The sequence below is a fragment of the Aquamicrobium zhengzhouense genome (assembly GCF_016124105.1).
In the GTDB taxonomy this organism is placed as follows: Bacteria; Pseudomonadota; Alphaproteobacteria; order Rhizobiales; family Rhizobiaceae; genus Aerobium; species Aerobium zhengzhouense.
In genome coordinates this window covers 66,667-92,675 of the sequence record NZ_JADGMQ010000006.1, presented here as the reverse complement: position 1 = coordinate 92,675, position 26,009 = coordinate 66,667, and the positions used below count along the sequence as shown (strand labels likewise).

General features: G+C 60.2%; 21 protein-coding genes. 10 read left to right on the top strand and 11 right to left on the bottom strand.

Going from position 1 to position 26,009, the window contains the following annotated elements; all coding sequences use genetic code 11:
- Nucleotides 1–20 precede the first annotated feature (20 nt).
- Together IOD40_RS10495 and IOD40_RS10490 are read right to left on the bottom strand one after the other, a co-directional pair.
- Nucleotides 21–770 (bottom strand): SDR family oxidoreductase, encoded by a 750-nt coding sequence (locus IOD40_RS10495; protein ID WP_198476498.1) that lies wholly within the window; start codon nucleotides 768–770, stop codon nucleotides 21–23.
- Nucleotides 771–779: 9 nt separating this feature from the next.
- Nucleotides 780–2,255: an aldehyde dehydrogenase family protein gene (locus tag IOD40_RS10490; RefSeq protein WP_198476497.1), complete on the bottom strand. Its 1,476-nt coding sequence runs from the start codon at nucleotides 2,253–2,255 to the stop codon at nucleotides 780–782.
- Nucleotides 2,256–2,454: 199 nt separating this feature from the next.
- On the opposite strand from IOD40_RS10490, the gene zwf reads away from it, so the two are divergent.
- From zwf to edd, 3 genes are read left to right on the top strand one after another with little or no spacing between them, the layout of a single operon-like run.
- The gene (zwf, locus tag IOD40_RS10485) at nucleotides 2,455–3,924 is read left to right on the top strand and encodes a glucose-6-phosphate dehydrogenase (RefSeq protein WP_198476496.1); all 1,470 of its coding nucleotides are present in this window, start codon (nucleotides 2,455–2,457) and stop codon (nucleotides 3,922–3,924) included.
- Nucleotides 3,911–4,618: a 6-phosphogluconolactonase gene (pgl, locus tag IOD40_RS10480; protein ID WP_233713935.1), complete on the top strand. Its 708-nt coding sequence runs from the start codon at nucleotides 3,911–3,913 to the stop codon at nucleotides 4,616–4,618. Before zwf ends, pgl begins: the two co-directional genes overlap by 14 nt.
- A gap of 15 nt (nucleotides 4,619–4,633) precedes the next feature.
- The gene (edd, locus tag IOD40_RS10475) at nucleotides 4,634–6,460 is read left to right on the top strand and encodes a phosphogluconate dehydratase (RefSeq protein ID WP_198476495.1); all 1,827 of its coding nucleotides are present in this window, start codon (nucleotides 4,634–4,636) and stop codon (nucleotides 6,458–6,460) included.
- 175 nt (nucleotides 6,461–6,635) lie between these two features.
- Here the strand turns inward: edd and IOD40_RS10470 are convergent, their stop codons facing one another.
- From IOD40_RS10470 to IOD40_RS10460, 3 genes are all read right to left on the bottom strand, one after another.
- The gene (locus tag IOD40_RS10470; protein WP_198476494.1) at nucleotides 6,636–6,839 is read right to left on the bottom strand and encodes a hypothetical protein; all 204 of its coding nucleotides are present in this window, start codon (nucleotides 6,837–6,839) and stop codon (nucleotides 6,636–6,638) included.
- 164 nt (nucleotides 6,840–7,003) lie between these two features.
- A complete protein-coding gene (gene folD / locus IOD40_RS10465) occupies nucleotides 7,004–7,900 on the bottom strand; it encodes a bifunctional methylenetetrahydrofolate dehydrogenase/methenyltetrahydrofolate cyclohydrolase FolD (protein ID WP_198476493.1) in 897 nt (298 codons plus the stop codon).
- A gap of 124 nt (nucleotides 7,901–8,024) precedes the next feature.
- Nucleotides 8,025–10,064 carry a GumC family protein gene (locus IOD40_RS10460; protein ID WP_210336859.1) on the bottom strand — a complete coding sequence of 680 codons (2,040 nt, stop codon included), beginning with the start codon at nucleotides 10,062–10,064 and terminating at the stop codon, nucleotides 8,025–8,027.
- A 226-nt stretch (nucleotides 10,065–10,290) separates the two neighbouring features.
- Here IOD40_RS10460 and proC point away from each other — a divergent pair, with 226 nt between their 5' ends.
- A complete protein-coding gene (proC, locus tag IOD40_RS10455; RefSeq protein ID WP_198476491.1) occupies nucleotides 10,291–11,103 on the top strand; it encodes a pyrroline-5-carboxylate reductase in 813 nt (270 codons plus the stop codon).
- A gap of 7 nt (nucleotides 11,104–11,110) precedes the next feature.
- Here proC and IOD40_RS10450 read toward each other — a convergent pair whose 3' ends face one another.
- Complete coding sequence (locus tag IOD40_RS10450) at nucleotides 11,111–12,430, bottom strand: NAD(P)H-dependent oxidoreductase (protein WP_198476490.1); 1,320 nt, start codon at nucleotides 12,428–12,430, stop codon at nucleotides 11,111–11,113.
- Nucleotides 12,431–12,593: 163 nt separating this feature from the next.
- On the opposite strand from IOD40_RS10450, the gene IOD40_RS10445 reads away from it, so the two are divergent.
- Complete coding sequence (locus IOD40_RS10445; RefSeq protein WP_210336858.1) at nucleotides 12,594–13,481, top strand: hypothetical protein; 888 nt, start codon at nucleotides 12,594–12,596, stop codon at nucleotides 13,479–13,481.
- Nucleotides 13,482–13,490: 9 nt separating this feature from the next.
- Here IOD40_RS10445 and IOD40_RS10440 read toward each other — a convergent pair whose 3' ends face one another.
- Nucleotides 13,491–14,363: a MurR/RpiR family transcriptional regulator gene (locus IOD40_RS10440; RefSeq protein WP_198476488.1), complete on the bottom strand. Its 873-nt coding sequence runs from the start codon at nucleotides 14,361–14,363 to the stop codon at nucleotides 13,491–13,493.
- Nucleotides 14,364–14,540: 177 nt separating this feature from the next.
- On the opposite strand from IOD40_RS10440, the gene IOD40_RS10435 reads away from it, so the two are divergent.
- The 4 genes from IOD40_RS10435 (at nucleotide 14,541) to IOD40_RS10420 (ending at nucleotide 18,300) form a co-directional block, all read left to right on the top strand.
- Nucleotides 14,541–15,326, top strand: coding sequence for an N-formylglutamate amidohydrolase (locus IOD40_RS10435; protein ID WP_198476487.1), 786 nt, complete (start codon nucleotides 14,541–14,543; stop codon nucleotides 15,324–15,326).
- Nucleotides 15,323–15,835, top strand: a complete 513-nt coding sequence (locus tag IOD40_RS10430) for a TRAP transporter small permease subunit (RefSeq protein WP_407649162.1) — start codon at nucleotides 15,323–15,325, stop codon at nucleotides 15,833–15,835. The genes IOD40_RS10435 and IOD40_RS10430 overlap by 4 nt, the downstream gene beginning before the upstream one ends.
- Nucleotides 15,832–17,157, top strand: coding sequence for a TRAP transporter large permease (locus IOD40_RS10425; RefSeq protein WP_198476486.1), 1,326 nt, complete (start codon nucleotides 15,832–15,834; stop codon nucleotides 17,155–17,157). The genes IOD40_RS10430 and IOD40_RS10425 overlap by 4 nt, the downstream gene beginning before the upstream one ends.
- Nucleotides 17,158–17,232: 75 nt before the next feature.
- A complete protein-coding gene (locus IOD40_RS10420; protein ID WP_198476485.1) occupies nucleotides 17,233–18,300 on the top strand; it encodes a TRAP transporter substrate-binding protein in 1,068 nt (355 codons plus the stop codon).
- A 670-nt stretch (nucleotides 18,301–18,970) separates the two neighbouring features.
- Here IOD40_RS10420 and IOD40_RS10415 read toward each other — a convergent pair.
- The 4 genes from IOD40_RS10415 to IOD40_RS10400 form a co-directional block, all read right to left on the bottom strand.
- A complete protein-coding gene (locus tag IOD40_RS10415) occupies nucleotides 18,971–19,447 on the bottom strand; it encodes a Crp/Fnr family transcriptional regulator (RefSeq protein WP_198476484.1) in 477 nt (158 codons plus the stop codon).
- A gap of 267 nt (nucleotides 19,448–19,714) precedes the next feature.
- On the bottom strand, nucleotides 19,715–20,878 hold the full coding sequence (locus IOD40_RS10410; RefSeq protein WP_198476483.1) for an osmoprotectant NAGGN system M42 family peptidase: 1,164 nt from the start codon (nucleotides 20,876–20,878) through the stop codon (nucleotides 19,715–19,717).
- Nucleotides 20,878–22,635, bottom strand: a complete 1,758-nt coding sequence (gene ngg / locus IOD40_RS10405; RefSeq protein WP_233713934.1) for an N-acetylglutaminylglutamine synthetase — start codon at nucleotides 22,633–22,635, stop codon at nucleotides 20,878–20,880. The genes IOD40_RS10410 and ngg overlap by 1 nt, the downstream gene beginning before the upstream one ends.
- A 4-nt stretch (nucleotides 22,636–22,639) precedes the next feature.
- Entirely contained in the window at nucleotides 22,640–24,415 is a 1,776-nt protein-coding gene (locus IOD40_RS10400) for an N-acetylglutaminylglutamine amidotransferase (protein WP_198476481.1), read from the bottom strand.
- Nucleotides 24,416–24,671: 256 nt separating this feature from the next.
- On the opposite strand from IOD40_RS10400, the gene hemA reads away from it, so the two are divergent.
- A complete protein-coding gene (hemA, locus tag IOD40_RS10395; RefSeq protein ID WP_198476480.1) occupies nucleotides 24,672–25,952 on the top strand; it encodes a 5-aminolevulinate synthase in 1,281 nt (426 codons plus the stop codon).
- Nucleotides 25,953–26,009 lie beyond the last annotated feature (57 nt).

Genomic DNA, 26,009 nt, shown 5'->3' with positions numbered 1-26,009 from the left:
CATCCCGCCATATCGCAAACTCAGATGCAGCGACCGCCATCCACCTCGAGCGCTACGCCCGTAATGAACGCGGCTTCATCGGAAGCCAGCCATAGGGCTGCATTGGCAATGTCGAGCGGGGTCGAAAGGCGACCGAGCGGGATAGACGCCTTGAACTTCTCGCGCAGCTCCGGCGTGTCCTCGCCCATGAACTGAGCCAGCATACCCGTCTCGCCCGCGACGGGGCACAGGCAATTGACGCGAACGTTCTTTGGCGCAAGCTCGACGGCCATCGATTTCGTCGCCGTGATCGCCCAGCCCTTTGACGCATTGTACCAGGTCAGGCCCGGGCGCGGGCGAAGACCGGCGGTCGAAGCCGTGGTAATGATCGATCCCCCACCCTGCTTTTCCATGATCGGCACCACCGCCAGAGTCGAATAGTAAATCGCCTTCATATTGACGGCGGCGATGAGGTCGAACGTGTCCTCGCTGACACCTAGCAGATCGCCATTGCGGTGGGTGTAGCCCGCATTGTTGACCATGATGTCGATGCGCCCGAAGGACTGGAGTGCCTTTTCGACCATCTGGTCGATCTCGGATTTCATCGACACATCCGTCTGGATCCAGACGGCGCTGTCACCGATCTCGCGCGCCACGCGCTCTGCGCCCTTCGCGTTGAGGTCCGCGACGACAATTTTGGCGCCTTCTTCCGCGTAGCGTCGTGCGATGCCTTCGCCGAATCCGGACGCTGCGCCCGTGACGATCGCAACCTTGTCTTTCAGACGTGCCATGTAAAACCTCTATCCGTGGTTGAAGACGACCGTCTTGGTCGCGCTCATATCGTAAAGTGCTTCGAACCCTTTTTCGCGTCCGAAGCCCGATTTCTTGAAGCCGCCAAACGGCAGTTCGATGCCGCCGCCAGCGCCATAGCCGTTGACGAAAACCTGTCCGGCTCGAACCCTTTTCGCCACCCGATGCTGGCGTGCGCCATCCTTCGTCCAGACCCCGGCAACGAGGCCGTAATCCGTGCCGTTGGCGAGACGTATGGCCTCCTCCTCTCCCTCAAACGCAAAGAGCGAGAGTACCGGGCCGAAAACTTCCTCCTGCGCGATCGTCGCGTCCGGATCGACGGAACCGAACAACACGGCAGGATGATAAAACCCGCCCGCAGGCGCGTCCGGGTGGACCGTACCTTCGGCGAGCACCTCAATCCCCGCCTCGCGTGCCGCCGCCACCATCCCGGCAACGCGGTCGCGCTGCCTGGCATTGATGAGCGGCCCGAGGTCGAGATCTGCCTCGTGAGGACCGGCCACCAGTTTCGAGAACCTGTCTGCAAGAGCTGAGGCAACTTGCTCGTAAACTGATCGCTCGATCAGGATGCGACTACCTGCGGAGCAGGTCTGCCCGGCATTTTGCGTGATCGCGTTGACCAGCACCGGCAGCGCTGTCTCGATATCTGCATCAGAGAAGACGATCTGCGCGGACTTGCCGCCCAGCTCCATCGTCACCCCGCGATTGTTGATCGCAGCAGCCTGCTGGATCGCGGTCCCGGTAAGGGTCGAACCGGTAAAGGTCACATAGTCGACCAGGGGATGAGACGACAGCGCTGCACCCGCATCTCGCCCATATCCGCAAACGACGTTGAAGACGCCTTCAGGGATGCCGGCCTCAAGAGCCAGCTGAGCGATGCGGATTGCTGTCAGCGAGGCGTCCTCTGCCGGCTTGACCACCAGCGTGTTGCCCATGGCAAGAGCCGCCCCCGCAACTCGTGCAAGGATCTGCATCGGGTAGTTCCACGGAATGATGCCTGCCACCACGCCATGAGGCTCTCGCAGCGTGAGGGCCGTATAACCATCAAGAAACGGGATCGTGTCACCGTGAATCTTGTCGCCCGCGCCGCCATAAAACTCGTAGTACCGCATCGTGGCAGTGACATCGCCCTTGCCCTGACGCACAGGCTTGCCGGTGTCGCGCGATTCAAGGGCTGCCAGTTCATCGCCATGCTTTTCGACAAGATGGAAGAGCTGTGTCAGGCAGCGGCCCCGCTCCACCGCTGGCATTTTGCTCCACGGGCCTTCATAAAAGGCTTTATGCGCAGCACGAACCGCCCGATCCACATCAGCAGTGGCGGAAGCCGGAATGGAAGAGAAGACCTTGCCGTCGGAGGGACAGATGACGTCGATGCGTTCCCCTGAAAGCGCGTCAACTGCAACGCCGTCGATTAGGTTCATGAACGCGACGCCCTCAGCGACCGTCCGTGACAGGATTGTACCCATTGCAATTCCTCCCATTCACCGGCCCATAACGGCTTGAAAGGCTGCCGACGATGGACCAGTTCCTACTCGTGACAAAACCAGCAGAGATTTCAGAGTCAAGTAATACAAGCGCGACAAGCGCTGCGATCATTTGACTCTGGCCTTGTTAAATCGATTAGATTATACCGCGAAGCAACGCCAAGCAGGACTTCCTACCCTCATGAGCAGCCAGATCATCCCCGTCGATCCATTCGATTTCGTCATTTTCGGCGGAACCGGTGACCTTGCCGAGCGCAAGCTGCTCCCGGCCTTGTATCAGCGCCAGATGGCAGGACAGTTCCAGGAGCTCACCCGGATCATCGGAGCCTCGCGCTCACCCCTGAGCGACCAAGCCTATCGCGATTTCGCCCGTGCCGCGATCACGTCCTTCGTGAAGAAGGAAGAGATCGACAACGACCAGCTCGAGCTCTTTCTGGCCCGCCTTTCGTACCGGCAAGTCAACGCGATGAGCGGCGAAGGCTTTGAGGGGCTCAAGGAAGCGCTGAGCGAGAGCAAGGCAGTTCGGGTCTTCTACCTTGCCGTTGCTCCCAATCTTTTCGGCGACATCGCGAAGAACCTTGCAGCGCACGACCTCAACAAGGGAGATGTGCGCATCGTCGTCGAGAAGCCGATCGGCCGCGATCAGGCGTCCGCACGGCAGCTGAACGACGCGATCGGGGAAGTGTTCGACGAAACGCAGATCTTCCGCATCGACCATTATCTCGGCAAGGAAACCGTACAGAACGTGATGGCATTGCGCTTTGCCAACGCGCTCTACGAGCCGCTCTGGAATTCCGCCCACATCGATCACGTACAGATCACGGTCGCTGAAACCGTCGGCCTCGAGGACCGCGTAAGCTATTACGACAAGGCGGGCGCCCTGCGCGACATGGTTCAAAACCACATGCTGCAGCTTCTTTGCCTCACCGCAATGGAGCCTCCGTCATCGATGGAAGCGGATGCCGTTCGTGACGAGAAGCTGAAGATCCTGCGCTCGCTTCGCCGGATCACCGACAGCGACGCCAGCAAGCTGACCGTCAGAGGCCAATACCGTGCAGGTGCTTCACCAAGCGGCGCGGTCCGCGGCTATGCCGAGGAGCTTGGCGACCGCAGCGACACCGAGACGTTTGTGGCCATCAAGGCGGAAGTTGCGAACTGGCGCTGGGCGGGAGTTCCGTTCTACCTGCGCACCGGCAAGCGCCTCGCCGAGCGGGTCTCCGAGATCTGCATCCAGTTCAAGCCGGTGCCGCATGTGGTGTTCGACGAAAGCGCCGGTCCCATGACCGCAAACCAGCTCGTCATTCGCCTACAACCGGATGAAGGCGTGAAGCAGTGGATCATGATCAAGGACCCCGGCCCCGGCGGCATGCGCCTGCGTCATATTCCCCTCGACATGACCTTCGCCGACGCCTTCGAAGTGCGAAATCCAGACGCTTACGAGAGGCTGATCATGGATGTCGTGCGCGGTAACCAGACCCTCTTCATGCGGCGCGACGAGATCGAGGCGGCATGGGAATGGATCGACCCGATCCATGCAGCATGGGCAAACAACCAACAGAGCGCCCAGGGCTACACCGCTGGCACCTGGGGCCCCTCCTCCTCCATCGCCCTCATAGAGCGCGATGGCCGAACTTGGCATGAAAGTGTCTGATATGAATTTGAACTGGCAAACCTATCCCGATTCACAGGCGGTCGCAGAGGGTCTTGCCGACACGGTGGCTGACAAGCTCCGTGACGCCGTTTCAAATCGCGGCGAAGCCTTCATGGCTGTCTCAGGCGGGACGACGCCGAAGAAATTCTTCGCAGCACTGTCGCAGCGCAAGCTCGATTGGTCGAAGGTAACAGTCACGCTCGTTGATGAGCGGTTCGTTCACGAAGCATCTGACCGCTCAAACGCCGCGCTGGTTCGCGCCAATCTTCTGCAAAATGAGGCGGCAAGCGCCCGCTTCATTGGCCTCTACCACGAGGCAGCAGATGCAACAGCCGCCGCCGGCCAGGCCAGCGCCGAACTCTCCGCGCAAAAGTGGCCTCTTGATGTGGCAATCCTCGGCATGGGCACGGATGGACACACCGCGTCCTTCTTCCCGGACGCCGCCAACCTTTCGACCCTCATCGACCCGGCGCATGATGCAATCGTCGAGGGAGTCGACACGGTGGCCGGAGGCGAGCCGCGCTTGACCTTGCCGTTGCTGAGGCTGATCGAAGCTGGTTTCGTCGCCTTGCATATTGAAGGAAGTGAAAAGCGTCGCGTGCTTGAAGAGGCGACATTGCTGGATTCGATCCATCCGATCCGCGCAGTCCTGGTTAACGCACGCGAGCCGGTGCCCGTCTATTGGGCTGCCTAACAGACGGGTGAGACCATGACCGTCAGACATGAAATTGCAGCAATCACGGCCCGCATCGTCGAGCGCTCCAGATCGACGCGCGAAGAATATCTGGCAAGGATCGACGCAGCGATCGACAGGGGTCCGCACCGTACAACGCTGTCATGCGGAAACCTCGCCCACGGCTTTGCCGCCTGCGGTCCCGTCGACAAGGCGCTTCTGGCGGCTGACCGGGTGCCAAACCTTGGCATCATCACCTCTTACAATGACATGCTCTCGGCGCATCAGCCGTTCGAGACCTATCCGGCCCTGATCAAACAGGCCGCGGCAGAGGCCGGCGGCGTGGCGCAGGTCGCGGGCGGCGTTCCGGCCATGTGTGACGGCGTCACCCAAGGCATGCCGGGCATGGAACTGTCGCTGTTTTCGCGCGACGTGATCGCGATGTCGGCAGCGATCGGCCTGTCGCACAACATGTTCGATGCGGCCGTTTTCCTTGGCGTCTGCGACAAAATCGTGCCGGGGCTGACCATCGCAGCGCTCACCTTCGGCCATCTCCCGGCTGTCTTTATCCCCGCAGGCCCAATGACGACCGGCCTGCCAAACGATGAAAAGGCGCGCGTGCGCCAGCTTTATGCCGAAGGCAAGGTCGGTCGCGCCGAGCTTCTGGAAGCTGAGTCGAAGTCCTACCACGGCCCCGGCACCTGCACCTTCTACGGCACGGCGAACTCCAATCAGATGCTGATGGAGATCATGGGCCTCCACACGCCGGGTGCGTCCTTCATCAACCCGAACACACCTCTGCGTGATGCGCTGACGCGCGAAGCGACCAAGCGGGCTCTGGAAATCACCGCACTCGGCAACCAGTTCACGCCGGTCGGCCGCATGATCGACGAGCGCTCGATCGTCAACGGCGTCATTGGCCTGCACGCAACGGGCGGCTCGACCAATCATACGATCCACCTGATCGCAATGGCGGCAGCAGCCGGCATCAAGCTGACCTGGCAGGACATTTCCGACCTTTCGGACGTCGTGCCGCTTCTCGCCCGCGTCTATCCAAACGGCCTAGCCGACGTGAACCATTTCCACGCCGCAGGAGGCATGGGCTTCCTCATCCGCGAATTGCTCGACGCGGGCTATCTGCACGAGGACGTCAGGACCGTCTGGGGTGAAGGCCTGCGCAGCTACACGATCGAACCGCATCTTGGCGACGAAGGCACCGTCACGCGCATTCCGGCAGCTGCCGTCAGCGGCGATGCCAAGGTGCTCGCGCCAGCAAGCGCGCCTTTCCAGCTGACCGGCGGTCTGAAAGTTCTGCACGGCAATCTCGGCGCTGCGATCATCAAGACGTCCGCGGTCAAGCCGGAGCGCCGCCTCATCGAGGCCCCTGCCCGCGTGTTCCACGATCAGGAAGAACTCAACGCAGCCTTCAAGGCCGGCGAGCTCACCAGCGACTTCGTCGCCGTCGTCCGCTTCCAGGGCCCGAAGGCCGTCGGCATGCCGGAACTTCATCGCCTGACGACGGTGCTCGGCGTGCTGCAGGATCGAGGGCTAAAAGTTGCCCTCGTCACGGATGGTCGCATGTCAGGTGCTTCCGGAAAGGTGCCAGCGGCGATCCACGTCACGCCCGAAGCCCTCGACGGCGGCCCGATCGCCCGCATCCAGACCGGCGATATCATTCGGCTCGACGCCGATGCCGGCACGCTCGAAGTTCTGATCAACGAAGCCGAGTTCGCCAGCCGCCCTCTTGTCACCCAAGACCTCACCGCCAGCCACCACGGCATGGGCCGCGAACTCTTCGCCGGCATGCGCGCGCTGGCACTGAGGGCAGATGCGGGAGCGTCGGCATTTGGAGAAATGACGTGATTGCGAGAATAAGGGTTTAGGCAGGTACGGGATTACACCAGCAAGCCCCCATCGGCCCTCCGGGCCACTTCCCTCGTAAACGGGGGAAGATCAGAGGCGCGGGATCTCCGGGGATACTCCCCCATTCATGGGGGGGGGTGTCGCGACGCGACGGAGGGGGCGGCGGCCTCACCCATCAAGGCACAGTGACTTCCGTACGCTCGCCAGCCTTCACCGTCACCGTCACAAAATAGTTGCCGGGGTCGAGATTGCCCTTCCAGGCGTTATATTCGGTTCTCACGCGCTCGCCGGCGCCGCCATCGGGGCGGGCGTTGTAAATTTCCCAAGTCGGGCCGCGCAGGATGTCTACCGAATCTTCCGAGAGCGCCTCGTTCGGCACGACGCAGCAGGCTCCGGGGTAGTCCTCCCGGGGGGTGTTGCCTCCTGATGTTTATTTTTCCGCCCTTCGGCGAGAAGCTAGACGACGTACTGAGGCTCGCAACCCCCTACTTGCAAAGCAAAAGGGGCCGGAAAACCGACCCCTTCTGGAAAATGATGAAGTAATCAGAACTTCGGCGCTTCGACGCCTGCAACCCGGCTTGCCGACACCAGAGTATTGGCCATCAGCATCGCAATGGTCATCGGGCCAACGCCACCTGGGACCGGGGTGATCGCGCCGGCGTTCTTCGACGCACCTTCAAAATCGACGTCGCCGACGAGGCGTGACTTGCCTTCGCCCTTTTCGGGAGCCGGAATACGGTTGATGCCGACGTCGATGACGGTCGCGCCTTCCTTGATCCAGTCGCCCTTGACCATTTCCGGACGGCCAACAGCCGCGACGACGATGTCGGCGCTACGGCACAGTGCCGGCAGGTCCTTGGTGCGCGAATGCGCGACGGTGACGGTGCAGTTTGCTGCGAGCAGCAGGTTTGCCATTGGCTTGCCAACGATGTTCGAACGGCCAACGACAACAGCGTTGAGACCCGACAGGTCGGAGCCACGCACGCGCTCGATCAGCAGCATCGAGCCAGCGGGCGTGCAGGGGACGAACGCCGTGTTGACTTCGCCGGTGCCGAGCTTGCCGACATTGGCGAAGGTGAAACCGTCAACGTCCTTTTCGGGAGCGATAGCCTGGATGATCGCGCCTGAATCGATGTGATCCGGCAGCGGAAGCTGCACCAGGATCCCGTGGATCGTGCTGTCCGCGTTCAGTTCATCAATCAGCTTGACGAGATCGGCCTGGCTGGTCTCAGCCGGCAGGGTATGTTGGACGGACTTAAAGCCGCACTCGTTCGCTTTTTTCGACTTCGAGGCGACATAAACCTGGCTCGCAGGGTCCTCGCCAACGATGATCACAGCCAGACCAGGGGTCACGCCCTTCGCGGTCAGTGCCTCCGATGCATTCTTCACCGTCGCCAGAACGTCTTCGGCGACCTTCTTACCATCAATAATTTCGGCCATTTCTCTTCCCGATTAGTTCGGATCCAACTTCGCAGGGTGCGAAGGCGGTACAAGGTATCACTCCCTGACCGTGTACCCATGTCCCACTGTTACGGGATTCAGACTACTGGACGGCTCGATAAGCTCAAGTGCCGTGACGGCGCTGCGGCAAATTGTATACAGATCGTTCTTCCGCAAAACCCTCGATCACCTCGCGGAACTCCCTCAGACTGCGGCGGATCTCTTCAATCGCGGCGTCGGTGCGCTCGTCGATGAAGGCAGATTGATCCGTCCATGCGTTCTCGCTCGCCTGTTGTTGCCGGGGAGCGGAAGCAGCGGGGGTAGGCATAGGCGCCTGCTGAAACGCTGCAGCAGGCGCTGCGTTGACCGGCTGCTGCGGCAATTGAACGATGAAAACTTGAGGGGCCGGCTGGGCCTGAGGCATCGCTGGCGGCATCATCTGCGGCCAGCCGCGCATATGGGCCCATGGGTCGTATGGTGCAGGCATTGGCGCCATCGGGGTATATGGATAGTGCGCGGGGTGCATCTGCGGCCACATGGGTGGAACGGCGGCCTGCGGAGCCATGACTGGCACGGTCGTTGGCGCGACGCCAGCATGTGCATGCTGAATGCCCTGTGGCTGCATCGACGGCTGCGGCTCTGCAAGATAAGGATGCGGATATGTCGGATAGGCATACATGGCGTCGGTTCCTTCGCCTGTGTGTTGCACTGGTGGCTCTGTTACTGCGTTCGGTTCTGGCGTGACGCCGACTCCATCCGGGATCGCCGCGCTCATGTCGGCATTGTCGTCGTCCTCCCGCCTGCGGGTGCGGGCTGTGCGTGCAAATCCGAGCAGCAACCCCGCAAATCCGCCAGCACCGGCGAGGTGCCAAAGCGAGGGGGCAGTTGTCTGGCTCGGCGGCTCAGCCATCGAGATAATGCTTGGAGTTCCTGTCGGAATGGCTCCCGGCTGCGCTGCGTGAAGTGCCTGCTCATAGGCAGAGCGTTTGGCTGCTGCCTGACGCTCGAGCTCCCGCAATTCAACGAGTTCGCCGCCAATCGAACCCTGACGGACCTTCATTTGAGCCAGCTGGCTTGCCAGTTGCTGCTCCTGTTCAACCGCCCGCTTGAGGTCAGTCTGAAGCGCCCCGGCGACACGCCGTAGTTCGCCTGCGATTTCTTGTCGCGCAGCTTCGACCTCTGCTTCTGCGGCAAGGCGCTCTGGGTGGCGCGGCCCTAGCTTGACTGAAATCCGGTCCAGCTGCTGACGGGCCGCAGCAAACCGTGCGCGCAGTTCCGCAAGCGTCGGCGACGCGACCTGCTCTGGCAGCGAGCCCGTCACGATTGAATCCACATTCGCGTCACGCGTCGAGGATGCTCGCGCGTTCAGCTCTACCGTTCGTGCCCGCGCCGCAGACAATTCTTCGCTCAGACGCTGGATTTCATCGTCTGTGATGAGCCTGCCTTGCGCATCAACAAGTTCATGACGCGCCTTGAACGACTCGATCGCATGTTCGGCCTGCGCCACCGCGCTTTGCAACTCGGAAATGCGAGCTTCATCAACAACACTGCCGCCGTTCTTCTCGACGAAGACCGCTGCAATCGTGTTTGCGATTTGGGCCGCCTTTTGCGGTTCGGCGCTTGAGGCCGACACAGTGATGACGGAAGATGCACCACTTTGCTCGATCCTCAGAGAGCTACCCAGCGCCCTGATTGCGCTTCGGCGGCGCTGATCCTGCGAGGCTACATCGGCGGAAAAAAGCGCCAGAGGACCGGTCGACGCGCCATTGAATTCAGGATCAGCCACAAGATTAAGCTTGTCTGCGACCGCTGAGAGCAACGATCCGGACCGCAGCAGATGCAGATGGTTTTCCACCTCACCCTGGTCGATCAGCAACTCGCTGGTGGCCGTGTAGTTTTGTGGCCACGCCAGCGAGATCGCCGCTCCTGCAAGCGCACCGGCCATGGCAAGCACGAGCGGGCTCGCCAGCCTGCTGCGCAGTGAGGGCTCTTCCGCACCGACCACAAAAGGCTGAGCGGGGTCCGCAGATAGAGCTTCAACCTGAAAGTCGCTTGTTGAAGGTTCTGGAGTTTCTAAAGCTTGCGGCCGGGAATGCTGCTGCTCATCAAGCGCGATTGGCGCTACCGGCTCCGGTGAAGGGCGCTCGGCATAGCGCGATGCCATCGTCAGAAGCGAGGGTGAGCGAGCCTGCCTATCGTGTCGTTCAAAACCGCCCATCGAAGCCTGCAAGTCTGCGGGATGGTCACGGACGGATGTCCGCAATCGTTAAACCAAGCTAAAGAAGGATGGGTAACAAAAGGTTAATCGCCCGCCGATCCTCTGCGCGGTACTGGACGCCGCTTGCACGGAATGATGTTCTCACCTCCACGCGACTCACGGAGAGATGATTATGTCAGCGAAACTGGTTCTCGTTGGATGTGGCAATATGGGCTACGCCATGCTGGAAGGCTGGCTCAAATCAGGGCTGATCCGTGCCGCCGAGACCATCGTCGTTGAACCGGCCGAGACGCTACGGGAACGTGCCGCGCAACTTGGCGTCAACGCGCTGGCAAACAGCGGCGATATCGCGGCCGGCGCTGCGCCCCAGCTGATCATTTTTGCCGTCAAGCCGCAGGTCATTTTGGATATCGTTCCTGAATACGCCCGCTTCACCAGCTCTGCCACCTATCTGAGCGTTGCAGCTGGCACGCCGATTGCGGCCTTCGAAAAGCTTCTGGGCGATGACGCACCAGTCATTCGTTGCATGCCCAACACACCTGCCGCGATCGGCAAGGGCATGATGGTCACCGTTGCCAATGGCAACGTGTCGCAGGACGCAGCAGCATTTGTCCGCGAACTTCTGGCGACCAATGGCGAGGTGGCTTCGGTGGACGATGAGGCACTGATGGACGCCGTCACCGCCGTTTCGGGGTCCGGGCCTGCCTACGTGTTTCACTTCATCGAATGTTTGACCGCCGCTGGCGAGGCTGCAGGTCTTGCGAGCGAAACCGCAAAGCTTCTTGCGATGCAGACTGTGTTCGGTGCTGCATCGCTTGCCGCGACAAGCGGCACCGAGCCCGGCGAACTGCGCCGTCAGGTGACGAGCCCGAACGGCACTACCGCTGCCGCGCTGGATGTCCTGATGGGAGATGATCGCCTCAAGAAGCTGGTTGCCGAGGCCGTCGACGCAGCCCGGCTGCGTTCGATCGAACTCGGCAAGTGACCAATAGTCAGCCCAGCGCCGCGACCATTTCGTCCTGCTTGCGGCGCAGGGCAACGAGCGGAGAATCCGGCTGCGGTGCAGCGTTCGCGTAGGTGATGAGTTCGCCCTTTGCGATCGGCGCGATCACCGTTCCGCCTTCCAGAAGACCGCACGGAATGGCACTGGCCGCCCGCGCATCCTCGACCGACATCGCCCACGACCGATATGTGTACTCGCCGATCGCATCGAGATGATCGCCCGGCTTCAGGTCGCGTTTGGCAACGGCGCAGACCTCGGCCACCGGCTTGATCAGCGGCACCATGTCGGCTTTGTTGTAAAGTACCGCCCTTGCGCAGGAGAGCGGCACTTCGAGACTGGTCAGGTGATAGGGGCGGTAGAAGGTGAAGTATGGCCCCTCGCCCAGCTTGAGGTCGTTCATGCGCTCGCGAAGGCGCGGATGCGCCATCTCGGCGATGACGAAGACGCCTGGCGCAACACCCTTGCCGATCGAATAATCGACAACCCCCTTGCGGGAGAGGATACCGCCATCCTCGACCGGGCATAGAACGCGCGGCAAGTCCTCAAGCGAGGCTGCCGGGCCATGCATGCCCGGAAGATCCGGCACAAGCCCGGTCGCATTAGCGATCGCGGTCATCTCGACCATCGTCTTCGAACCGTCGACGAACTCGACCAGCATGCGCGGGTTCATGTTCCGGCGCTCGGCTTCTTCGCGATATTCGTCCGGTGTCGCGTCATGGTTAAGCGGGTTGTTCTTGCCCTTGCCCGCCGCGACGACCTTGTGGCCCATCGCCGTAACGAATTCGATCAGCTCCATGCAGGAGGACGGCTCATCACCGGCACCGACCGTATAGACGACGCCTGCCTTGTCAGCTGCCTGCTTGAGATAAGCGCCAACCGTGACATCCGCCTCGACATTCATCATGACGAGGTGCTTGCCGTGCTCGATGGTCTTGAGGCCGATCTCCGCTCCTGCGACCGGCTTGCCGGTGGCATCGACGACAACGTCGATATGCGGGCTGTTCATTAGAAGGTCAGCGTCCGGGATGATCGCGGTCTTGCCGCGCTCAATCAGCTCGGCCATCCGTGCTTCACTCTGAGCCTCGCCGGCACTGTCAGCCTCGCGCCCTGCAATGGCGATGGCCTCCTGCGCGCGCCCGCCACGGCGGTCCACAATCGCAGCCACTTCAAGGCCCTGCATGAGGGCCACTTGCGTAACAATGTCAGTACCCATCTCACCGCATCCGACAACGCCGATGCGAATGGGGCGACCCTCAGCAGCCCGTTGTGCGAGATCACGGGCAAGCCCGGTCAGGGCGACATTGGTCATGCGAGATCCAGTCTTTTAGCAGGAATGAAATCTTCACCGCGAGATAGACAAGCGTGGGCGATTGTCAACCGCAGCTGCCGACATCCCTGCCCGCCGCAAAGTTCGAGCAAGCTTGCGCTGCTAGGCTCCGGAAGCAAACAGGAGCAAGAAGACTTTGTCCGAAATGGGGAAGCGCATAATCATCCTTTTGACCCGCCAGCTTTCGCCGGTGGTTCGCTTTGCACTGATCATACTCGCTGCGACTGGCGTTACGCTCATTGTAAACTTGTCCTTGTGGTGGGCGCTGTCGGGCTTGAGCACCTTGTGGTCAGCGCTGATAATCGGCCCTGTCTTCCTTGCTTCGACGGTCGCAATGGGAGCTCTTTCTGCCTATTTCGCCTGGAAGGAGCTTGAGCCTCGAGGCAACGAGGTCGAGCGCCTCGAAACAAACGTCCAGTGCTTCGAAGCCGAACTCGAGGAGCGCCAGCGCGCTGCCCGCGCTCACGCGGCCATCGCCCGGCTGATGGAAGCGGGAGTTCGCCATCTTGCCGACGGCAACTATTCCTCTCGCATCACCGTCGAATTGCCTGAGCCTTATCGGGCGTTTCCGAGCTACTTCAACTCCGTTGCTGCAAGGCTCGAAGGAGCTGCAAATCAGCGGGAAGGCAATGCGCGGATCTGCAACCAGATCGACGAGACGGCGAACAAGATTTCGGAAGCAGCGCAACATCTTCAGCGGCGTGCAGAAAAGCTTGCGGAACGTGTGACATCCGACCTCAACACGATCGAAAAAGGTGCCGAGAAGCACCCGATTGAGGCAATTCAACTTGCCCAGTACACGATGGGTGGCGTCCGGATCGCGACAGACCGCAACATTGAGGCCGCTATCCAGTTGGCCGAGCTCGGGCGCATCGTTGCCGAGCACACCAGCCAGCTTCGAGCCGAGCCTGAACTTGCTTCAAGTGAAGAGCCAGGCGATGTGCTGCCGTCCACGCTGACCGAAGACGGAGCAATGGCGTTTCCGTCAACGATTGGCACCTCGGCGCTCAAGATGCTGCCGGTCTCAAACTGAATCTCGAGATCAGACGAACTTGCGGAACATCTTCGTCTGATCGATCAGTTCTTCCAGCATCTTTACCCGAGTGCTGGTTTCCTCCCAGCCGGCGTCCTGAACTGCGGCAATCACCGCCTCGACGATAAACAACGTCACCGCGGACGAGTCCCAGGCAGACGGCGCTTCGATGCGTGAATGGAACGAATGGGTTGCTTGCTTCGCCAGTGGCGACCCCCATTGATCGGTAAAGAGCACGACGACAACGCCTCTCGCCCGCGCCATCTCGGCAAGCCGCAACAGCTCCTGCTCATAGCGCCTCACATCGAAGGCGACGAGAACATCACCCTCTTTCATGTCGAGAACATAGTGCGGCCAGGTGTTCGCATTTGGCGCGATCAAGGTTGCCCCGCTGCGAATGACCTGCAGGTGGGTGAAGAGGTAATCCGCCAGCGAGCGCGTGATTCGTCCGCCAACAATGTGTACGCGGCGCTTCTCGTCGCCCAGCAAGGACACGACGGCGTCGAAAGTGTCCGTCGGCAATTGTCGCAATGTCTGCCCGAGGTTTTCCATAACCTGAGCCGCGAAGCGATTTAGCATGTGGCCGTCAGGCGCATGGGCCCAGCGGCCGCGACGCGCTATCGGATTCGAGATAGTCGCTTCAAGCTCACTTCGCAGAGCAGCCTGCATCTCCGGGAAACCCGCAAAGCCAAGCTTTTTCGCCATACGCACGACGGTCGGTGTCGATACGCCAGAGCCCTGCGCAACCGCTGTAATCGAATCGAGCCCGAGAACGGGATAGTTGGCGAGCATTGCATTCGCCAGCTGTCGCTCAGCGCGTGTCAGGCGGTCGAAACTCGCCCGCATCCGTTCCGCAACGGTCTGATCCTGTGGTTTCGTCATCCAAACTCCGAAGGTTGTCAGCGAACAGACCTTGGTCTCCCTGAATAGAATGCATCATGAGAGCGCCTTTGGAAGAGAAATTTTCAGAATCACCTTGACTATGACTAACCGTCTGGAATGATGCCCTAACGTCAATCGTCTGAAAACGAGTTTCGGTATAGCATCAAAGGCGTTGGAATGAGCGATACACATGCTGCCGGTCGATACGTCGAAGTAAGAAATCCGCATGGTACCGGCGCATATCTGCTCATCTGTGAGCATGCATCCAACGCAATACCTGCTGAATTCGCAAGACTTGGCCTGCCAGCTGAAACTTTAACCAGTCATATTGCCTGGGACCCTGGTGCACTGGCCGTTGCGCTTGAGATGTCGCGGCGTCTCGATGCGCCCCTGGTCGTCCAGAATGCGTCTCGGCTGATCTATGACTGCAACCGGCCTCCACATGAGCCTTCGGCCATGCCCGCCGTCAGCGAGATCTTCGAGATTCCCGGCAACGCCAATCTTTCTGATGCCGACCGGCAGCGCCGTACCGCCGAGTTTTACAAGCCATTTCGTGACGCTGTCACTGCTCAACTCGACGCGCGCCACGATCACCCAACGCTGGTAACCGTCCACTCCTTCACGCCCATCTATCACGGGAAGCAACGGGCTGTTGAAATCGGGCTTCTTCACGACTCAGATGACCGCATCGCCGATGGGATGATCAAGGCGGCTCGCGCGGAGGGCACCCGGTTCGACGTGCAGCTGAATGAGCCTTACGGGCCGGCGGACGGGGTGACCCACACCCTGAGGGAGCACGCGCTTCCGCGCCAAATCCCGAATGTCATGATCGAAATTCGCAATGACCTTATAGCAGATGAAGGAGCCCAGATCGCTATGGCGAACACCTTGTGCGGGTGGCTCAACAGTGCCCAGCAAAGCCTCAGCCTCGGCCTCGAGGAAACTCAAGGATCCGGATCGTGAGGCGCGCGATCGAGACCTACGTCCGCTGGGTGGACACTTTCAACCGCTGGGTCGGCCGCTTCGCAATGCAGTTAATCTTCGTCATGGGCGCGATGATGCTTTACGCCGTCGGCTCGCGGCTCTTTCTCGGCAAGCCGGTGAACTGGATCATGGAGATGTCCCAGTTCATGCTTGCAGCATATTTCCTCCTTGGCGGCCCCTATTCGATGCAGCTTAACGCGCATGTGCGCATGGACCTGTTTTACGGGCGCCTTTCGCCACACAAACGAGCTGTAACCGACGCCTTCACCATCCTGTTCGTGATCTTCTATCTCGGCGTCCTGTTCTGGGGCGGCGTGTCGTCGACGGAATACGCAATCACCTTCAATCAGAAGAACTACACGTCCTGGGCACCGCTGATGTGGCCAATCAAGGCCATCATGACCTTCGGCGTCTTCCTGATGCTGCTCCAGGCAATTTCATCCTTCTTCAAAGACCTCGCACTCGCGCGCGGGAAGCCCATCGCATGACTTCTGAACTGATTACCGTTTTTATGTTCGCATCGATGCTGCTGCTCATGGCCACCGGGCAGCGCGTCTTCGGGCTCATCGGCTTCGTAGGTGCGGTCGCGGCGCTCTGGCTGTGGGGCAAAGGCTCGGCAGAGCTGCCTTTCAATGCCGCCATCCAGGTGATGAACTGGTTCCCGCTCATCACGGTCCCCTTCTTTGTATTCATGGGCTACGTCCTCTCGGAATCCGGCATTGCCGGAAACCTCTACCGGATGTTTCACGTATGGTTCGGCGGGGTGCGCGGTGGCCTTGCGCTCGGCACGATGGGGTTGATGATCCTCATCTCCTGCATGAACGGCCTCTCAGTCGCGGGCATGGCGATTGGCGCGACGGTTGCGCTGCCTGAATTGCTGCGACGCGGCTACGACAAGGTGATGGTCACGGGCGTCATCCAGGGTGGCTCGGCCCTCGGCATTCTCATGCCCCCCTCAGTCGTTCTCGTCCTCTACGCAATGATCGCGCGCCAGCCGGTGTTGCAGCTCTGGCTTGCCGGCATCCTGCCCGCGCTTCTCATGGCAACGATCTTCAGCATCTATGTTTTCGTGCGTTGCCGGATGAACCCCAAGCTTGGCCCGGCCCTTCCCAAGGAAGAGATCGACGCGATCCCGCGCAGCGAAAAGCTCAAGCTGCTCTCAGCTGGCATCCTGCCGCTCGGTATTTTCGCCGCGATCATGGGGCTTTTCATGACCGGCGTCACGAGCCTCGTCGAAAGCTCGGTCGTTGGTGCCTTGCTCGCGGTGCTGGCTGCTGCAGTCACCGGCCGCCTCAACCGAAGGGTCCTCGAGGAGAGCACGCGCAACACGCTGACCGTGTCCTGCATGTTCCTCTGGATCATCCTTGGCGCGCTGTGCTTTTCCGCCGTCTATGACGGGCTTGGCGCAGTCCGCGCGATTGAAAATCTGCTGCTCCACACCTGGGAACTGACAGCGTGGGAAATCCTGATTGCGATGATGATCTCATTCATCATCCTCGGGATCTTTCTTGATGACACGGCAATGCTTGTCATCGTCGCGCCGCTATACATTCCTCTGGTCAAGTCTCTTGGCTTCGACCTGATCTGGTTCGGCGTCCTTTACACGATCACCTGCCAGATCGCGTACATTACACCGCCATTCGGCTACAATCTGTTCATGATGCGGGCGATGGCTCCGCCGCAAATCACGCTGGTCGATATATATCGGTCGATCTGGCCATTCTTCTTCATGATGATCTTTACGATGGTTCTCATCATGATCTTCCCGCAGATCGCTCTCCTGATCCCCAACCTCTATTATGGCCGGTGATCAGGGGGCCAATAACAACAAAAGGGAACGGGCAACCGAGGGCAACTCAACCAAACAAGCAATGGGAGAAACGATATGAGTAAAAAGCGCATCATTACCAAGCGCGACTTTCTGCGGACAGCAGGCGTTACGACTGCGGGCGCAGTTGGTGCGACCACACTAGCCGCTCCCTATGTGAAGGCGCAGGCTCCTATCCGCTGGCGTTTGCAGACCTACGCCGGCGCAGCACTGGCCGAGCATGTCATCAAGCCGTCGATCGACGCTTTCAACAAGGCGGCAAACGGCGAGATGGTCATCGACCTCTACACTGCAGATCAGCTCGTCCCGCAAGGTGAACTGTTCCGTGCGGTTCAGCAGGGCACCATCGATGCTGCGCAGTCCGATGACGATTCGATGGCAGCGCCCATCGACGTGTCGGTTTTCGGCGCATATTTCCCATCCGCATCGCGCTACAGCCTGGACGTTCCTGTCCTGTGGGAGTGGTATGGGCTGCGCGAAATCTGGGAAGAGGCGTACGCGGAAATCCCCGGCGTGACCTGGCTTTCTGCGGGCGCATGGGACCCTTGCAACTTCGTCACGACCAAGCCGATCCGCAGCGTCGAGGACCTCAAGGGGCTGCGCGTCTTCACCTTCCCGACCGGCGGTCGCTTCCTCGAGCGCTTTGGCGTCGTTCCGGTGACGCTGCCATGGGAAGACATTGAAGTTGCCGTCCAGACCGGCGAGCTCGACGGCATCGCCTGGTGTGGTGCGACCGAGGTGTACACAGTTGGCTGGGCCGACATCAACAAGTACTACCTCACCAACAACATCAGCGGCGCGTGGGCCGGTTCCTACATCGTCAACACAGAGCGCTGGGAAGAACTGCCAGAGCACCTGCAGCAGCTCTACAAGCTCACGATCGATTCCTCGCACTACTACCGTCAGCATTGGTATTGGTGGGGCGAAGCCCACTACCGTACGACAGGCGGCAAGCTGGAGCTGACAACCATTCCGGAAAGCGAATGGAAGCAGATCGAAGATGAAGCGATGAAGTTCTGGGACGAAATCGCTGCAACCAGTGATCGCAACAAACGCGTCGTCGACATCCTCAAGAAGTACGCGGAGACGATGCGCGCAGCCGGCGCGCCCTATCGCTACGGCTGATTGTTCAGCAATGATTGCAAGGAGGCCGGGCACAGCCCCGGCCTTCTTATTGCCCCGGAAGCGGTGGATTTTCCGCACGGTACACGCGCCCGGCTTTTGGCGTGAAGCAAAAAGAAAGCTGCAGAAATTCTGCGTGAAAAGGCTGGCGTTCCGCGCAGACTTAACCTAAGGTTAACCCTATCAATGCACGGTAGCGTACAGACGTTATCGTTCATACTCCAAGCGGGGGCTGGAGCACATAACAGCGGTTGGCGTGGTACTTTGGACTGCGCGCAGCAACTGTCAGTCTTGAAGCTGTGGTCGACCGCAGTTCGACGTGCAGCTTCCCCTCTGGAAAATTCGCCAACGGTGGAAACCGTATGGGACGATTTCGGGATCTGAGCATTTGCTGCCTTCGATCCCGTGCCACCGGCTTGGTGGCGGAAGCGTTAGCCGGGGGGGCACGATGCTTTCGCCCCGCCGGTGGGTCAAATTCTGGGCAAAACTCGCAAAAGCAGCTTAGAACGTACCGAGCCCATGGGGCTCAAATTGGGTACATGATCCGCCAAGCGGCCGTTCGGCGGCCTGCTTGATACGGCCGTAGCATTCGCACGACCTTGCTTCCAGAACATCACGTGCCGTAATCGTCACCAAACCGCGATGGTAAGAAATCGCGCCCGATGCAGCCAGATCAAGACAGATCGCGTTCACAGTCGCGCGGCGCAAGGCGAGAAGGGAAGAGCGTCTCCTGCGTGATGTAGAACGCATCTCCCTTGATCCGGTCGTGGGCATGGAGAAGCCAGCGGACCACGCGCTGCTCGGCTGAATGGAGGCTGTTGCAGGCAACCGTTTCCATCAACTGAACGATATGCGCCTTGGCGTAACGCAACATGAACTGGCGCACGCAGATGAACCGCGCCAGCGCGACATCGAGGTCGTCAATGGAAACCCAGGACGCTGATCCGCCCACCTGCACAACTGAGCGACCGAACGCTTCGCCCCCGCCCATAACCAGAGAAAATCCGACAAAGCCTTCGCGACCGATCGAGGCCTTCTCCACGGTGTGACCGCTTTCCATCTGAGAAATGACGGAGATTACCCCATCGTGAGGAAACACAGCGTGCGTAACCGGATCCCCGTCTTCCAGGATGACCTGCCCTGGTTTCATCTCACGCAGTTCCGCGCATTGCTCGAAAAATTCTCGCGCGTGAGCGCTGAACGGATGCCAGTAGCTTGTTGCCCAATGCCGGCAGCGCGGTCGGCTTTATCATCGTTCGAAAACCCTCGCCGTCATACGATGCCGCATGAATATGCGCGTAAACTTAAATCCCCCTTAACCACAACTGACCGCAGCCCCCAGCCAGAAGCGTTGGCAGCAAGGTTAAGGGGATCCAGCTGCGTCTCTATGAGTTAGGAAGGTACCCCGGTCGGCACGCTAATTTCCAGGATCGGCGGTTTGTGTGCCGGTATCGATGTTCACTGTCGGTTGATCTGCTTCGGCCAGCGGCTGTCGAGGAAATCCCTTGATGTTGGAGACTTCCTTGAGATCCCGCGCGATCTCCAGCGGGCTTCTCGCATAAGCCGTCACCAGACGAGCAACCGACACCAGCGCATGCGCATGGATGCGTTCGTATCCGTGCGAAGCATCGATGCCGAACGTAACGAGCGCCGTGCGGACATCGTGCCCCGCCTCGATCGCGGAGGCCGAATCTGAGCGGTAATAGCGGAACACATCCTTTTGGAACGCTATGTCGTTGGCACGGCAGAGATCGACCAGCTTTTTGGTCAGGTGATAATCAAATGGTCCCGACTGATCCGCCATAGCGATCGTCGCGCCGAACTCTGAAGAGTTCTGGCCGGGCGCCGTCGTGCCATTGTCGATCGTCACCATCGCCGCGACCTCCTGAGTAATGACAGCGGCGGCACCGACCCCGACCTCCTCTGCGATTGTGAAGAGGAAGTGGACATCGACGGGCGTCTCGGCCTGTTCGCGCTGGAGCGCCTCCAGCGAAGCAAGTGCGATCGCAACGCCCGCCTTGTCGTCAAGGTGACGGGAAGAGATGAAGCCATTTTCGAGAAATTCCGCGTTGGTGTCGAAGGCGACGAAGTCGCCCACATCGATCCCCAGCGCCAGCGTGTCTTCGCGCGAATGCGTTAATGCGTCGATCCGCAACTCGACATGTTGCCAGCCGACCGGCGCGGTATCAACCTCGTCGTTGAACGTATGGCCTGACGCCTTCAGCGGCAGCACCGATCCCCGAAAACTGCCGCGCTCCGTGTAGATCGTGACGCGCCCGCCCTCGGCAAACCGGGCCGACCAATGGCCGATTGGCACAAGTTCCAGCCGCCCATTGTCCTTGACCAGCTTGACCTGGGCGCCAAGCGTATCGAGATGGGCGATAACGGCCCTTGCTCCCTTGCGGCGAGCCCCCTGACGGACGGCGCGTATCGCGCCGCGCCGCGTCAGTTCCGGCGTCAACCCGAGCCGTTCGATCTCGCGGTAGCAATGACGCACCACCTGATCGGTGTAACCGGTGGGACTGTCGATCGCGAGCAGCGCTTTAAGTTGCGCAAGCAGATATCCCTGATCGATAGGCATCAGGCCCGGCCCAGCGCCATAGCTGCCGCCCGCGCGCCCGACAGAGGAAACAGCAAATCAAGGAACCGCTCCGCCGTTGGTTGCGGCTCGTGATTTGCAAGTCCCGGCCGCTCATTTGCCTCGATGAAGACGTAGTCGGGCCTGTCCGGGCTTTTGACCATGAAATCGATACCGACGACAGGGATGTCAATCGCTTTGGCAGCGGCGATCGCGGCCTCGACCAGGCGAGGATGAACGATGTCCGTCACGTCATGGATTGACCCGCCTGTATGGAGATTGGCGGTCTTGCGAACCATAATCTCGACGCCGTTTTCGGGAACACTATCGAGGGTGTAGCCAGCGATTGCGAGGCAACGCTCGGTCTCGGCATCGATCGGAATTGTGCTCTCGCCGCCGGTTGCAGATGCGCGGCGGCGCGATTGGGCAACAATCAGACTGCGGATTTTTTTGCGTCCATCACCGATTACATGCGGAGGTCGACGTACGGCTGCCGCAACCAGCTTGAAATCGATCACCACCAGCCGAAGGTCTTCGCCGCTAAAACACGCTTCGATCAGGACACGGTCGCATACCGTGCGCGCATTCGCGATTGCGGCCTTGGTATCTTCAACTGCGTCGATCCCGACAGCAATTCCGCGCCCCTGTTCGCCCCGAGCGGGCTTTACGACCACGCGCTCATGTTTCTTGAGGAAAGCTTCCAGCACTTCATCATCATCGCTCGCAACTATCTGCTCCGGAACTGACAGACCAGCACTCTCGACCACACGACGGGTTACCGCCTTGTCGTCGCAGATCGACATTGCAACAGCGGAGGTGAGCTCTGACAAACTTTCGCGGCAGTGGACGGACCGACCGCCATGCGACAGTCGAAAGAACCCGCCTTCCGCATCCGTGATCTCGACATGCACGCCACGCCGATGCGCCTCGTCAACGATCAGGCGTGCGTATGGGTTGAGTCCGTCATAATCCTCAAGCGGGCGTGAGAACAACTTCTCGTTGATCGGGTTCTTGCGTTTTACCGCAAAGACCGGAACGCGGCGGAAGCCTAGCTTCTCGTAGAGCTTGATCGCGTTTGCATTATCGTGAAGCACCGAAAGGTCCATATAGGCCCGGCCGCGGGCGGAAAAATGCTCCGCCAGGCGACGCACCAGCATTTCGCCGATGCCTGGATGCTTGGCCTGCCCGTCGACTGCCAGACACCAGAGCGATGATCCCTGCTCCGGATCGGAGAAGGCGCGTGGATGATCGACCCCGGTCACGGTCCCGATGATCTCCCCGGTCGTCTCATCCTCGGCCACCAGATAGATCAGCGCCCGGCTGTCCCGGTTGCTCCAGAAGAAGTCAGGCCGAACCTGAACCATGCCTCGCGAGCCATAGATGCGGTTTACCGCGCGCGCATCCGCCTCGGTCGAGAGCCTGCGGATGAAAAATCCGCGAGGCTGGCGGCGGCTGGCACGGTAGGTCGAGATGTCCAGTCGGTAGGTGTGGGACGGATCTAGGAAAATTTCTTGCGGAGCCGCAGCCAGCAGCACGTGCGGATCACGAACGTAGAACGCAATGTCCCTGCGCTCAGGCCCCTCTTCACGCAGGGCATCGACGATCTGCTGGGGATCGTCAAATGTATGAGAGAAGATCAACCGGCCCCAGCCGCAATCGATGCAGGCTTCGGATTGTGGAGGCTCCATTCCTGCCTGACCGCGCGCCTGCGCGTGGAAGCGCTGGAGTCTATGCGCCTGCGGCCGCTCATTACGCGCCATTCGACTATATCCCATGGCTCTGCATCCACATTTCGAGAAGGCCAACCTGCCAAAGTTCCGATCCTCGCAGCGGCGTAATGTGATCGGAGGGGTTGGCAAAAAGATCGTTCAGATAATCGTCGCGGAAGATTGCTCGCTCGCGTGCCACGCGGGAGTTGAGTGCGTCCTGCACCATCTCAAGATATGGGCCGTCGACATATTTCAGTTGCGGGACGGGGAAGTAACCTTTGGGGCGATCGATCACCTCGTGCGGAACAACGAGCCGCGCTGCGTCTTTCAGCACGCCTTTGCCGCCGCTGCGGAGCTTTTCTTCAGGCGGGATGTTCGCAGCCAGCTCAACAAGCTCATGATCCAGAAACGGTACGCGCGCTTCCAGTCCCCAAGCCATCGTCATGTTGTCGACGCGCTTGACCGGATCGTCTACCAGCATCACATGGCTGTCGAGGCGTAGCGCCGCGTCAACCGGGGTGTCGGCACCGGGCGCGTTAAGATGATCCGCGACGAATTGACGGCTCACATCGTCGCTCGGCAACCAGTCGGCATTGACCTGGCTCTTAAGAACTTCGTGCGAGCGATCGAAGAACACGCGGGCATAATCGCCAACGACATCGTTTGAATTCGCAAGGGGCGGATACCAATGGTAACCGCCGAAAACTTCGTCCGCGCCCTGCCCCGACTGGACCACCTTCACATGCTTCGAGACCTCCTGCGAGAGCAGGTAGAACCCGGCATTGTCATAGGACACCATGGGCTCCGACATCGCCCCGATTACACCTGGCAGCGCCTCAAGCAGCCGGTCCGACCCGACGAAAATCTTGTGATGGTCGGTGTCGTAGCGGTTCGCGATCAGGTCGGAATACTGAAACTCATCGCCCTTTTCGCCATTGGCTTCCTCGAAGCCCACGGAGAAGGTCGCAAGCCCGTGCTGGCCTTCCTCTGCCAGAATACCGACGATGAGACTGGAATCGACGCCACCGGACAACAGAACTCCGACCGGCACGTCAGCGACCATACGGCGGCGTACGGCGCGGCGAAGACCGTCGAGCACCATGTCCCGCCAGTCGTCGGATTTCAGCGATGCGTATTGCGGATCGCGCTGATAGGGCGGCGCCCAGTAGACTGAATCTTCGCGACTGCCATCTGGCTCGATCACGCGGATAGTTGCCGGCGGAAGCTTGCGAACACCTTTTATGATCGTGCGAGGCGGCGGCACCACCGCGTGGAACGTCATGTAGTGGTGGAGCGCGACGCGATCGATAGAGGTATCGACGTCACCCGCGCGCAAAAGCGCAGGCAGAGATGACGCAAACCGGATCGAGTGTGGTGTCTCAGCAAGATAAAGCGGCTTGATGCCGAACCGGTCTCGGGCCATCACGACCCGCCCGCTGTCGCGCTCATGCAAGACAAAGGCAAACATGCCGTGGAAGCGCTTCACGCATTCCTTGCCCCACGCATGCCAGGCCTTGAGGATGACTTCCGTGTCACCCTTCGAGAAGAACCGGTATCCCTTGCCTTCAAGTTCTTCGCGCAATTCTGGATAATTGTAGATGCAGCCGTTAAAGGCGATCGCGAGCCCAAGCTCAGCGTCTACCATTGGCTGTCGGGCCTTCTCGGACAGATCAATGATCCTGAGCCGACGGTGTCCGAGCGCTACATTGCCATGAATGGCAAGACCGGAACCATCCGGCCCGCGGGGCGCGAGAGCGTCCATCATTCTCGTTTGAGCTATCGCAGAAGGCTGCGCGCCATCGAAACGTACTTCACCACAAATCCCACACACGGTTCCGGGAGATCTCCTGTTTTTGATCGTTGCTGATGTGCTGACACAACAGTAGGGCCCGACGGACCCCAGTTTGCGAACGCCAGTCCGATGGGATTGTTCCGGAAAAATTGTCTCCAGTTGCGTCAGATCAAATGGATAGGCGGTGCAGAGAGCTAATCTGGGCTCAATCCGGCGTGGCAATTTGACCGTAAACAGTACGTGGACGCAGCGCCTTGGCGGTACTATTTTCCGGCCGCATTCTTTGGTAGGCGAGATGAATTACCAGCGATTTTTTGAGGAAGCGATCGCACAGCTCCATGACGAGCGCCGCTATCGTGTATTTGCCAATCTTGAACGTATTGTGGGTCGTTTCCCGCAGGCGATCTGGCGTTCCGAGGGTGAGGCGCGCGAGATTACAGTCTGGTGCTCGAACGATTACCTCGGCATGGGTCAGCATCCCGATGTGATCTCTGCATCCCAGAACGCTGCTGGAAGCATGGGGACCGGAGCCGGCGGTACGCGCAACATTTCAGGGACCAACCACCCGCTGGTGGAACTTGAGGAAGAGCTGGCCGATCTTCACAGCAAGGAAGCTGGTCTCGTCTTCACGTCGGGTTTCGTTTCCAATGAAGCCGCGATCTCGACAATCGGTCGCCTGCTGCCCAACTGCCTGATCCTGTCGGACGAGTTGAACCATGCCTCGATGATCGAGGGCGTGCGGCGCTCCGGCGCGGAAAAGAAGATTTTCCGCCATAATGACGTTACGCATCTGGAAAGCCTGCTGCAGCAAGCCGGCAAGGAACGCGCCAAGCTGATCGTGTTCGAGAGCGTCTACTCAATGGACGGCGACATTGCGCCGATCGAGAAGATCGTTGAGCTCGCTGAAAAGTACAATGCGATGACCTACATTGATGAGGTCCACGCAGTCGGCATGTATGGCGCACGCGGAGGCGGTATCACCGAGCGCGACGGCCTGGCTCACCGCATCGACGTCATCGAGGGCACGCTCGCCAAGGCGTTCGGTGCGCTTGGCGGCTACATCACCGGCACGCGCGAAGTCATCGATGCCGTGCGCTCCTACGCGCCGGGCTTCATCTTCACCACTGCCTTGCCGCCGTCGATTGCTGCCGCTGCTACGGCGTCAATCCGCCACCTCAAGGCTTCCAGCGTGGAGCGTGAGGGCCAGCAACGTCAGGCCCAGCGAACCAAGGACGTTCTTGCCGCCGCCGACCTGCCGGTCATGCCGTCGGAAACGCATATTGTTCCGCTGCTGGTTGGCGATCCGGAGCTGTGCAAGATGGCGAGCGACCGTCTTCTGGCGAAGCACAACATCTACATCCAACCGATCAATTACCCGACGGTGCCGCGCGGGACGGAGCGACTGCGTATCACGCCAACGCCGTGCCACGACGATGCGCTGATCGACGTTTTGAAAGATGCGCTGGTCGAGACCTGGACTGCCCTCGGCATCCCGTTCCGCGACGTCGCGGCTCCGCGAGAACCTGCTCGCTCGGACCGCATCGTACCGCTGGTGGTCTCGCAAGCTGGCGGCTGAGACGCCCGCTCCTAGTATAAACATCGAAAAAGCCCCGGCTGCGTCGCAACCGGGGCT